Source organism: Pedococcus sp. (assembly GCF_036554925.1).
Taxonomy (GTDB): Bacteria; Actinomycetota; Actinomycetes; order Actinomycetales; family Dermatophilaceae; genus Pedococcus_A.
On record NZ_DATBMI010000209.1, the window covers coordinates 1 to 10,548 of the forward strand.

At 73.2% G+C, this 10,548-nt stretch carries 12 protein-coding genes; 5 read left to right on the top strand and 7 right to left on the bottom strand.

Going from position 1 to position 10,548, the window contains the following annotated elements:
- The 7 genes from VIB11_RS15935 to VIB11_RS15965 all read right to left on the bottom strand — a co-directional run.
- A partial coding sequence (locus VIB11_RS15935; protein WP_332032499.1) for a VOC family protein occupies positions 1-342 on the bottom strand: 342 nt, incomplete at its 3' end.
- An 86-nt stretch (positions 343-428) separates the two neighbouring features.
- Positions 429-788 carry a CrcB family protein gene (locus VIB11_RS15940; protein WP_332032501.1) on the bottom strand — a complete coding sequence of 120 codons (360 nt, stop codon included), beginning with the start codon at positions 786-788 and terminating at the stop codon, positions 429-431.
- Positions 785-1,186, bottom strand: a complete 402-nt coding sequence (locus VIB11_RS15945; RefSeq protein ID WP_332032503.1) for a CrcB family protein — start codon at positions 1,184-1,186, stop codon at positions 785-787. Before VIB11_RS15945 ends, VIB11_RS15940 begins: the two co-directional genes overlap by 4 nt.
- Positions 1,186-2,400: a pyridoxal phosphate-dependent aminotransferase gene (locus VIB11_RS15950; RefSeq protein WP_332032505.1), complete on the bottom strand. Its 1,215-nt coding sequence runs from the start codon at positions 2,398-2,400 to the stop codon at positions 1,186-1,188. The genes VIB11_RS15945 and VIB11_RS15950 overlap by 1 nt, the downstream gene beginning before the upstream one ends.
- Positions 2,401-2,512: 112 nt before the next feature.
- Entirely contained in the window at positions 2,513-3,145 is a 633-nt protein-coding gene (locus VIB11_RS15955; RefSeq protein WP_332032507.1) for a hypothetical protein, read from the bottom strand.
- 10 nt (positions 3,146-3,155) lie between these two features.
- A complete protein-coding gene (locus VIB11_RS15960) occupies positions 3,156-4,505 on the bottom strand; it encodes a HAMP domain-containing sensor histidine kinase (RefSeq protein ID WP_332032509.1) in 1,350 nt (449 codons plus the stop codon).
- Positions 4,502-5,158, bottom strand: coding sequence for a response regulator transcription factor (locus tag VIB11_RS15965; RefSeq protein WP_332032511.1), 657 nt, complete (start codon positions 5,156-5,158; stop codon positions 4,502-4,504). Before VIB11_RS15965 ends, VIB11_RS15960 begins: the two co-directional genes overlap by 4 nt.
- Positions 5,159-5,236: 78 nt before the next feature.
- Here VIB11_RS15965 and VIB11_RS15970 point away from each other — a divergent pair, with 78 nt between their 5' ends.
- The 5 genes from VIB11_RS15970 to VIB11_RS15990 all read left to right on the top strand — a co-directional run.
- Complete coding sequence (locus VIB11_RS15970) at positions 5,237-6,349, top strand: LolA family protein (protein ID WP_332032513.1); 1,113 nt, start codon at positions 5,237-5,239, stop codon at positions 6,347-6,349.
- Positions 6,346-7,320 carry an ABC transporter ATP-binding protein gene (locus VIB11_RS15975; protein ID WP_332032515.1) on the top strand — a complete coding sequence of 325 codons (975 nt, stop codon included), beginning with the start codon at positions 6,346-6,348 and terminating at the stop codon, positions 7,318-7,320. The genes VIB11_RS15970 and VIB11_RS15975 overlap by 4 nt, the downstream gene beginning before the upstream one ends.
- Positions 7,307-8,188 carry an ABC transporter permease gene (locus tag VIB11_RS15980; RefSeq protein ID WP_332032517.1) on the top strand — a complete coding sequence of 294 codons (882 nt, stop codon included), beginning with the start codon at positions 7,307-7,309 and terminating at the stop codon, positions 8,186-8,188. Before VIB11_RS15975 ends, VIB11_RS15980 begins: the two co-directional genes overlap by 14 nt.
- A gap of 69 nt (positions 8,189-8,257) precedes the next feature.
- Positions 8,258-9,085 carry an NAD(P)-dependent oxidoreductase gene (locus VIB11_RS15985; protein WP_332032519.1) on the top strand — a complete coding sequence of 276 codons (828 nt, stop codon included), beginning with the start codon at positions 8,258-8,260 and terminating at the stop codon, positions 9,083-9,085.
- A gap of 105 nt (positions 9,086-9,190) precedes the next feature.
- On the top strand, positions 9,191-10,548 hold a 1,358-nt coding region (locus VIB11_RS15990), incomplete at its 3' end, for an AMP-binding protein (RefSeq protein ID WP_332032520.1).

Genomic DNA, 10,548 nt, shown 5'->3' on the forward strand with positions numbered 1-10,548 from the left:
CTCGGCGTCGATGAGCGCCTTGCGCTGCTCGTAGTCCGGGAGTGCACGCGGCCCGCCGGTGAGCTTGATGTCGAGGTGCACGCGGTTCTTCACCGCCTTGCCCTCGGGCACCGGCTGGAACCAGATCCGCGGTCGCGTCCCCTCCGGGTCGACGATGGCGCCGCTGCCGTGCTCGGCGCCCTCGAGGTCCTCCTCGGGGATGCCCAGGGACCGCCAGTACGCCAGCCAGCTGTCCCAGCCCTCGGGTGCCGGCTCCGGGACGTACCCCAGGGCCTCGCACCAGAACGGCACGAGCCGCTCGGGGTCCTTGCAGTCGATCGCGACCTGCCACTGCACTGCCATGGCCACCTCCGGACTCGACGGGCCCGGGCCGGCGGTCGCCGAACGGGCTCACCCCCACTCTGCGGCACACCGCCGACAGGGTCTCCTCAGAGGGCGCTCGAGGCCCAGAACCCGAGGGACACCGCGACTCCACCGACCCCCAGGCTCAACCCGAGGTTGGCGAGGAAGGGCCGCCACCGGCGCTCCTCGTAGAACACCCAGGTCTCCAGCGCCAGGGTCGAGAACGTGGTCAGGGCACCGCAGAACCCCATGCCCAGCAGCGGCATCACCCACCAGGGACGGGCGGACCAGCCGGAGAGGAGACCGAGCAGGAAGGACCCGACGACGTTCACGACCAGCGTCCCGAGGACCGTGCCCGCCGGCGAGTGGTCACGCGCCCACCGGTCGACGAGGAAGCGCAGCGGCGCGCCGACGGAGGCGCCGGCCATCACGAGGAGGACCCTCACCGGCGCCGCCCGAGCGCCCGCTCCCCGAGCGAGACCCCTGCCCCCACGGCCGCCACGCAGAACAGCAGGGATCCGAGGACGTACGCCGTCGCGAGGCCGAGCTCTCCGGAGACCACCAGGCCCCGCGACTCCAGGGCATAGGCCGAGAAGGTGGTCCAGCCCCCGAGGACCCCGACACCCAGGAACGGCCGCAGCCACGGGTGGGGCCGGTCGAGGGTGAGCACCCACACGAACAGCACTCCCATCGCCAGGGACCCGGACACGTTCACCGCGAACGTCCCCCAGGGGAACTCGTGCGCGCCGGCGGGGACGGCACGCGCCACGGCATACCGGCCGAGTGAGCCGAGGGCCCCGCCGGCCGCGATGGCAGCCAGCAGGCCGCGGTCCCCCGGTCGCATCAGCGGCGCTTGGTCTCCAGGAAGCCCGCGATCCGGTCGATGGCGTGCTCGAGGTCCTCGACACTGGGCAGGGTCACGATGCGCACGTGGTCGGGCTTGGGCCAGTTGAAGCCGGTCCCGTTGGTGATGAGGATGTGCGTGGCGCGGAGCAGCTCGATGACGAACGCCTGGTCGTCCTCGATGGGGTAGACCTCCGGGTCGAGGCGTGGGAACAGGTAGAGCGCCCCCTGCGGCCGCACGCACGTGACGCCCGGGATGTCGCTCAGCAGCTTGTACGCGGTGTCACGCTGCGCGAGCAGGCGGCCGCCGGGGAGGATCAGGTCGTTGATGCTCTGGTAGCCGCCGAGGGCGGTCTGGATCGCGTGCTGACCGGGCACGTTCGCGCACATGCGCATGTTGGCGAGCAGCGTCAGCCCCTCCAGGAAGTTCGCGGCCCGGTCGCGTGCGCCGCTCACGACCACCCAGCCGCTGCGGTACCCGGCCACCCGGTACGCCTTGGACAGCCCGCTGTACGTGAGGCAGAGGATGTCCGTGGCGTAGGTCGCCGCGTGCACGTGGTGGGCGCCGTCGTAGAGGATCTTCTCGTAGATCTCGTCGGACATCAGGACGAGGTCGTGCTTGCGGGCGATCTCGACGAACCCCTTCACGATGGCCTCGGAGTACACCGCGCCGGTCGGGTTGTTGGGGTTGATGAGCACGATCGCCTTGGTGCGCTCGGTGATCCGGCTCTCGATGTCCTCGAGGCTCGGGTTCCAGTCGTTCTCCTCGTCGCACAGGTAGTGCACCGCCCTGCCACCGGAGAGCGTCACGGCGGCGGTCCACAGCGGGTAGTCGGGCGCCGGGACGAGGATCTCGTCGCCGTTGTCCACCAGCGCCTGCAGCGTCAGCGAGATCATCTCGGAGACGCCGTTGCCGATGAAGACGTCGTCCACCGTGACGTCGCGCAGGCCCTCGCCCTGGTAGAAGTTCGCGACCGCGGTGCGGGCCGAGTAGATACCGCGCGAGTCGCTGTAGCCCTGCGACTCCGGCAGGTTGTGGATCATGTCGACGAGGATCGACTCGGGGGCCTCGAAGCCGAACGGCGCGGGGTTGCCGATGTTGAGCTTCATCACCTTGTGGCCCTCGGCCTCGAGCCGATGAGCCTCCTCCAGGATCGGTCCGCGCACGTCGTAGCGGACGTTCTGGAGCTTGGAGGACTGCAGGATGGGGCGCACGGCCCCATCCTCCCACCGGCGGGCCGCCCAGCGGTTGAGGCTGCGGCGCAGACCACGCCGGTGTGCCGGGTTCTCCCGGATGGTGGGACGGCGCACCTCCCCGGAGGGCCGATCAGGCGCCGAGGACCTCGACGGTCGTGACCACCGTGGTGACGGACGGGGTGGGCGGCGTCGACGAGAAGCCGAACCGGGTGGGTGGCTCGACCGGCGCCAGGTCGCCGAGCGGGCGTTCGGAGAGGCTGCCCGCCAGGCGCGTGACCGCGTGCAGGTCCGTGGCGCCGTACCACTCGCGGCGGCCCGAGCGCGCCTGCCCGCGGGTGCTCACCCCGCGCATCGCACGCCGGGCCACCGGGTCGACCGCTCCCGCCCAGGCCGGGCTCGCGGCCACAGGACCGGGCACCGCGCGCAGCAGCCAGCCCAGCGGCAGCCGCCGCCCGGAGGTGAAGGCCACGGCGAGGTCGCCCGCCTCGACCGCCCAGGTCCCGTGGTGGGTGTCCGCCCGCACCGGGACCGTCCGGATCTCGTCGAAGACGTAGGTGTCCGCGATGAAGGCACCCACCTCGTCGGTCGGCGCGTACAGCACGCGGTGGCCGTCGGGCCGCTCGAGCATCACGTCCGCGAACGCCCCGAACGGCGAGCTGTCCCACCGCCCGACCACGATCCGGACTCCGCTCGTGGTGCCCAGCCCGGCGATCCGGCCGCGGAACCTCGCCCGCCGCGGCGTCCTCTCCCCGGCCGTACCCATGTCGGCCAGCCTAGGTCGGGAGCACGACCACCGCGCGGGTCCCGGGCCCGGCATCCTCGAGCCGCACCGTCGCCCCGCTGCGGCGGAGCAGCTCGCGAGTGATGGACAGGCCGAGCCCGGTGCCGCCCGAGTCGCGGTCCCGTGCCTCGTCGAGGCGGGCGAAACGGTCGAAGACCCGCTCCCGCTCGGCCTCGGGGATGCCGTGCCCGTCGTCGGTGACGGTGAGCACGGTTCCCGATGCCGTGGTGCGGGCCGCCAGGCTGACCCGCGTGGCGGCGTGCCTCACGGCGTTGTCGACGAGGTTGCCCACGGCCCGTTCGAGGTCGGGCCGGGAGACCCGCGCCACCGCGGGGGCGTCGCCGCCGGCGGCCACCAGGACGGGGACCCGTGCCGCGGCATACCGGCCCGCCACCTGGGCCAGCACGTCGTGGACGTCGACGTCCTCGGCCGGCCGGGTGGTGCGGTCGTCGCCCGCCCGGGCCAGCACGAGGAGGTCCTCCACCAGCGCGGTCAGGCGCTCCACCTCCGGCAGCAGCCCGTCGGGCAGGCTCCCGCCCTCGCCCAGCCGGGCCGCCACCTCGAGCTGGGTGCGCATGCTGGCGAGCGGGCTGCGCAGCTCGTGGGCGGCGTCGGCGACGAAGGCCCGCTGCTGGGTCTGCGCGTCGGCGAGCCGGGCGAGCATCCGGTTGAGGGTGGTGGCCAGTGCCGCGATCTCGTCGCGGGTCGGCGGGACGGGCAGCCTCCGGTCGGCGTCGGGCCCCGCGCCGATCCGCTCGGCGCCGTGCCGGAGCTCCTCGACCGGGCGCAGCGCCTGCCCGATCACCCGCCAGGCGATCGCCGCCAGGGCGAGGAGGAACAGCGGGAAGAACACCAGCAGCAGCGTGCGCAGGACGCGCTGGCTGGTCTCGAGGTCCGCCGTCGGGACGGCAGCGACGACCAGGACCGCCTCCCCACCGCGGTCGGCGCGCACCCCGCCCACCACCAGCTCACCCGAGCGGCCGGCCCGGTTCCCCGGCACCGAGACCGTGCCGCCGTCGGCCACCCGGGCCGCCTCCCGCCGGTCCACCAGCGGAGTCAGCCGGTCAGCCGCGACCGACCCCCCGACCACGCGCTGCCGGCTGTCGAGCACCTGCACGACCTGGGCGCCCGACACCGGTACCGGGTCGGGCAGCCGGCCCGCCTCGACCAGGGCGGCGACCTCTCGCGCCGCGGACCTGGCCTCGGACGCGGCGGCGCGGTCCAGGGTGACCGCCACCGCGGCATACAGGGCCAGGCCCCCGACCAGGAGGGCGACGGCAACCCCGGCCACCCCCAGGGCGAGCAGCCGCGAGCGGAGGCCGAGTCGCGACCAGCGGCTCACGACGCCAGCCGGTAGCCGACGCCCCGGACCGTCTCGATCCGCTCTCGGCCCAGCTTGCGGCGCAGGTAGCCCACGTAGACCTCGACGATGTTGGCGTCCGCCTCGTCGGGGGCACCCCAGATCGCGTCGAGCAGGGACTCCTTGCTCACCACGGCCGGGTGTGCCCGCATCAGGTGCTCGAGCACGAGGAACTCCCGCCGGGACAGCGGGACCTCGGCCCCCTCGCGCTCGACCCGGCGCGAGGCGGGGTCCAGGGTGAGCGGGCCCACCCGCAGGGCGGCGGGGCGGGGCGCCGGCTCGCGGCGCAGCATGGCCCGCAGCCGGGCGAGGAGGACCACGAAGGAGAACGGCTTGGTGAGGTAGTCGTCGGCGCCGTAGTCGAGGCCGTCCGCCTCGTCGTACTCGCCGTCCTTGGCGGTGAGCATCAGGACCGGCACCCAGTTCTGCTCCTCGCGCAGCGTCCTCACGACGGTGTACCCGGACATGCCCGGCAGCATGACGTCGAGGACGACCGCGTCGTAGCCGCCGAAGCGGGCCGCCTCGAGGCCCCCCGGGCCGTCGGGCTCGACGTCCACGACGAAGCCCTCCGCCTGCAGCCCGCGGGCGAGGGCGTCGGCCATCCGGGCCTCGTCCTCCACCACGAGCAGTCGCACGATCACACGATGGCACGCGGGCCTGCCCGGCGCGCCCTTCTCAGGGTCGTCTCAGCCATCCCGGGCGACGATGGCGGCATGAGCCCCTTCACCGAGCACCCCAGGGCGCGCTGGGCCGTCCCCGCGGCGGCGGTCGCGGCCGTCGGCGCGGTCAGCCTCGTCACCAGCTACACCGCCAGTGCCGACGCCAGCCTGCCGCCGCGCACCGCGGCCCAGCTTCTCGTCGACGTGCAGCGCGCCCAGCTCGGCTACCTCTCGGGCACGGTCGTGCAGTCGGCCGAGCTCGGCCTGCCGGACCTGTCGGCCCTCGGCGGGCCCGGCGGGCGAGGCTCGGCGTCGCTGGAGTCGGTCGTGAGCGGCACGCACACCTGGCGCGTCTGGTACGGCGGGCAGGAGCAGCAGCGGCTGGCCCTGGTCGGCCAGCTCGGCGAGTCCGACATCATCCGCAACGGCCGCGACCTGTGGGTCTGGTCGAGCCAGGAGAAGACGGCCGTCCACTCCACCCTCCCGGTGCGCGACGCGGCGCAGAAGGCGCCCAACCCGGCACCCACCGTCACCGACCTGCCGAAGACGCCCGAGGAGGCGGCGCGGCGGGCACTCGCCGCGCTGGACCCGAGCACCAGGGTCAGCACGTCCGGCACGGCCAAGGTCGCCGGCCGGGACGCGTACGAGCTCGTCCTCGAACCCCGCGACTCCGCCTCGCTCGTGCAGTCGGTCAGGATCTCCGTCGACGCCGAGAAGCACCTGCCCCTGCGGGTCCAGGTCTACTCGACCAAGGCCGCCAACCCGGCCTTCGAGGTGGGCTTCACCAGCATCGACTTCGACCGGCCCGACGCACGCCAGTTCGAGTTCAACCCCCCGCCCGGCACCACGGTGACCGAGAAGGACCTGGCGGCTGGGGGCCACGGGAAGGACGGTCCCGCGGATGCCGCGCGGCCACGCGTCGTCGGGTCGGGCTGGGGCGCCGTCGTGGTGGCGACCGTGCCGCCCTCGGCGCTGGGCTCCGGCTCGGGTGACGGCGGCCAGCAGCTCCAGTCGCTGCTGCAGGCGCTCCCACGGGTGTCCGGCGCCTGGGGCAGTGGCCGGCTGCTGAGCGGCACGCTGTTCTCGGCCGTGCTGACCGACGACGGCCGGGTCGCGGTCGGCGCGGTCGCACCGCAGAGCCTGTATGCCGCGCTGGCGGCCAGGTGAGTGGGCGGCGTGAGCGGGCCCAGCCCGGGCTCCGCGGCGAGCCCGGGCTCGCCGTCGAGACCGACGGGCTGACCAAGCGCTTCGGCCACCAGGTCGCGGTCGACGGCATCGCCATGGCTGTGCCGACGGGGTCGGTCTACGGCTTCCTCGGCCCCAACGGATCCGGGAAGACCACGACGATCCGGATGCTGCTCGGGCTGGTCGAGCCCACCGCCGGCCACCGGCGCCTGCTCGGGCAGCCGATGCCCCAGCGCGCCGGCGAGACGTTGCACCGTGTCGGCTCCCTCGTCGAGGGCCCCGCCTTCCACCCCTACCTCTCCGGGCGGTCCAACCTGGCCCGGCTCGACGCCGGAGACGTCCTCGCCGACCCCCGCACCGCCGGTCGCCGCATCGACGCCGCGCTGGACCGGGTCGGCCTGCTCGCGGCCGCTCGCAAGCGGTACCGGGCCTACTCGCTCGGCATGCGCCAGCGCCTCGCGATCGCCGCGGCGCTGCTGGCCCCGCGTGACCTGCTGGTGCTGGACGAGCCGACCAACGGCCTCGACCCCCAGGGCACCCGGGAGGTGCGCTCGCTCATCGGCTCGCTCGCCTCCGACGGCAGCACGGTCCTGGTCTCCAGCCACCTGCTCGCCGAGGTCGAGCAGATCTGCTCCCACGTCGGCGTCATGCGCGAGGGGCGGCTGGTCGCCCAGGGCACGCTCGCCGAGGTGCGCGGTGCGGGGCCGACCACCGTGCGGGTCGGGACCCGCCAGCCGGAGGCTGCGGCGCGGGTCCTCCGCGAGCTCGGCGTGGAGGAGGTGCGCCCCATGAACGGCGAGGTGCACGGCATACCGGGCGACCTCGAGCCCGAGAAGATCGTCGCCGCGCTGGTGCACGCCGGTGTCGGGGTGCAGGGCTTCTCGGTGGCGCGGGCCAGCCTGGAGGACCTGTTCGTCTCGCTGACCGGGGAGGGCTTCGATGTCAGCGGCTGAGGCAGCCCGTCCGGTGGCAGGCTCCGGTGCCACCGCTGCGGGTCCGCGTCCGCGGCGCCTCTCGACGCGCTTCCTGCGCTCGGAGCTGAGGCTCATCGCGGGCCGGAGGCGCAACCAGATGGGCCTGCTGGTCCTCGCCGCCGTCCCGGTCGTCATGGCGATCGCGGTCAAGGTCTCCGAGCCGGGGCCCGGCCGCGGGCCGGACTTCCTCTCGTCGATCACCTCCAACGGCCTGTTCGTGCCGCTGGCGGCACTCGGCGTCGAGATCGCGATGTTCCTGCCGCTGGCCATCTCGATGCTGGCCGGCGACGCGATCGCCGGCGAGGCCAACCTGGGGACCCTTCGCTACCTGCTGACCGTGCCGGTCCACCGCACCCGGCTGCTCGTGGTGAAGTACGCCTCCCTGTGCCTCGGGGCGCTCTGGGGGGTCGCGGCGGTGGTGCTGCCGGGGGCCGCGATCGGGATCGCGCTGTTCGGCACCGGGCCGCTGACCACGCTGTCGGGCACGCAGCTCGACTTCGGCGCGGCGGTCTGGCGGGTCGTGCTCGTCAGCCTGTACCTCGCGGCGGGCCTCGCCGGGCTGGCGGCGGTCGGGCTGTTCATCTCGACCCTCACGGAACAGCCCATCGCCGCGTCGATCGCCCTGCTGATCTTCACGATCCTGTCGTGGATCCTCGACGCCGTGCCACAGCTGGAGTGGCTGCACCCGTGGCTGATCGTCCACGAGTGGCTGGCGTTCGGCGACCTGCTGCGCGACCCGATCGCCTGGGACGGAGTCCTGCGGGGGCTGTCGGTCAACGGCGCGTATGCCGTCGTGTTCTGGCTCGCGGCGTGGGCCAGGTTCTCGGGCAAGGACATCACCAGCTGACACCCCGCGTGACGGTGACCACCCGCCCGGGGCATTCCCCTGCTACCGCTGGGTAACTAGGGTGCGAGCATGACCACGCTCAGCGGGAAGACGATCCTGATGTCCGGTGGCAGCCGCGGCATCGGCCTGGCCATCGCACTGCGGGCGGCGGCCGACGGCGCCAACATCGCGCTCATCGCCAAGACCAGCGAGCCCGACCCTCGGCTGCAGGGCACGATCCACACCGCGGCCGCGGCCATCGAGAAGGCCGGCGGCCAGGCCCTTCCCATCGTCGGGGACGTCCGCGACGACGCCACCATCGAGCTGGCGGTGGCGCAGACGGCAGAGCGGTTCCGCGGCATCGACATCGTCGTCAACAACGCCAGCGTGCTGAACCTCTCCGGCACGACGGCGCTGGAGCCGAAGCGCTACGACCTGATGCAGGACGTCAACGTGCGCGGGACCTTCATGCTCACCCGGGCCGCCATCCCGCACCTGGTCCAGGCCGAGGACCCCAAGGTGCTGACCCTCAGCCCGCCGATCAGCCTCGACCCGAAGTGGTTCGCCACCCACCCGGCCTACACCATGGCCAAGTACGGCATGACCATGGCGGCCCTGGGCTTCGCCCACGAGCTGGCCGACCTCGGCATCTCCTCGACCGCGCTCTGGCCGGCCACCCTCGTGGCCACCGACGCCATCGCCAACCTGCCCGGGGGCGAGGCGATGGTCGCGGCCTCTCGCCGGCCCGAGATCGTCGCGGACGCGGCCTACGAGGTCCTCACCACGGCGGGGCAGGCTCTCAACGGGCAGACCCTCATCGACGAGGAGCTGCTCCGCGAGCGCGGCGTCACCGACTTCGCGCCCTACTCGATGACCGGGAGGGACGAGGGCCTGGCGCCCGACATGTTCCTCGGCTGACCGACCGGTCACCGCGGCACGGGACCGCCCGTCGATCCCGGGGTTGTCGCCCGGCGTCGGGGGCGGTGGGATGGCACCAGCACCCGACCCGCCAGGAGGCCGACGATGTCCGACGCGATCCCGCAGGCCCAGCTCTCGCACACCGCCGGGCCGACCGACGTGCCGCTGCTCGAGCAGACCATCCCCGACAACCTCGACACGACCGTGGCCAGGTTCGGCGAGCGCGAGGCGCTCGTCGACGTGGCCCAGGGCATCCGGTGGTCGTATGCCGAGTTCGCCGGTGAGGTGGACCGGCTCGCCCGGGCGCTGCTCGCCGTGGGCGTCGCGCAGGGTGAGCGGGTGGGGATCTGGGCGCCGAACTGCGCGCAGTGGACGGTCGTGCAGTTCGCGACGGCGAAGATCGGCGCGATCCTGGTCAACATCAACCCGAGCTACCGCACCCACGAGCTCGAGTACGTGCTCAAGCAGGCAGGCATCTCGCTCCTGGTCTCGGCGGCCTCGTTCAAGTCCTCCGACTACGGACGGATGATCGAGGAGGTGCGCGACGACTGCCCCGACCTGCGCGAGGTCGTGCTCATCGGCACCGAGTCGTGGGGGGCGCTGCTCGCCCGGGCGGAGGAGGTGTCCGCGGAGGAGGTCGCGCGCGTCCAGGCCGGGCTCGACCGCAACGACCCCATCAACATCCAGTACACGTCGGGCACCACGGGATTCCCCAAGGGGGCGACCCTCAGCCACCGGAACATCCTCAACAACGGCTTCTTCGTCGGTGAGGTGTGCCGCTACACCGAGGAGGACCGGATCTGCATCCCGGTGCCCTTCTACCACTGCTTCGGGATGGTCATGGGCAACCTCGCGGCCACGACCCACGGCGCCTGCATGGTGATCCCGGCGCCGGGGTTCGACCCCGCGGCGACCCTGCAGGCCGTCCGCGACGAGCGGTGCACCTCGCTCTACGGCGTGCCCACGATGTTCATCGCGGAGTGGTCGCTGATCGAGAGTGGCGCCTTCGACGCCACGGGCCTGTCGACGGTGCGGACCGGGATCATGGCCGGCTCGCCCTGCCCGGCCGAGCTGATGAAGAAGCTCATCGCGACCGGCATCGAGGAGATGACCATCTGCTACGGCATGACCGAGACCTCCCCGGTGTCGACCCAGACCCGCACCGACGACTCCTTCGACCGCAAGGTCGGCACCGTCGGCGCGGTGCACCCGCACCTCGAGGTCACCGTCGTCGACCCCGTCACCGGCGAGACGCTGCCGCGGGGTCGCGCGGGCGAGCTCTGCACCATGGGGTACTCGGTGATGCTGGGGTACTGGGAGCAGCCGGACAAGAGTGCCGAGGTGCTGCGGGACGGCTGGATGCACACCGGCGACATCGCGGTCATGGACGAGGACGGCTACGTGCAGATCACCGGCCGGATCAAGGACATGGTCATCCGGGGTGGCGAGAACATCTACCCGCG

Coding starts and splice junctions, on each gene's coding strand:
- VIB11_RS15945 (WP_332032503.1), bottom strand. CDS start 1,186: ATGCGACCGGGGGACCGCGGCCTGCTGGCTGCCATCGCGGCCGGCGGG.
- VIB11_RS15955 (WP_332032507.1), bottom strand. CDS start 3,145: ATGGGTACGGCCGGGGAGAGGACGCCGCGGCGGGCGAGGTTCCGCGGC.
- VIB11_RS15970 (WP_332032513.1), top strand. CDS start 5,237: ATGAGCCCCTTCACCGAGCACCCCAGGGCGCGCTGGGCCGTCCCCGCG.
- VIB11_RS15980 (WP_332032517.1), top strand. CDS start 7,307: ATGTCAGCGGCTGAGGCAGCCCGTCCGGTGGCAGGCTCCGGTGCCACC.
- VIB11_RS15985 (WP_332032519.1), top strand. CDS start 8,258: ATGACCACGCTCAGCGGGAAGACGATCCTGATGTCCGGTGGCAGCCGC.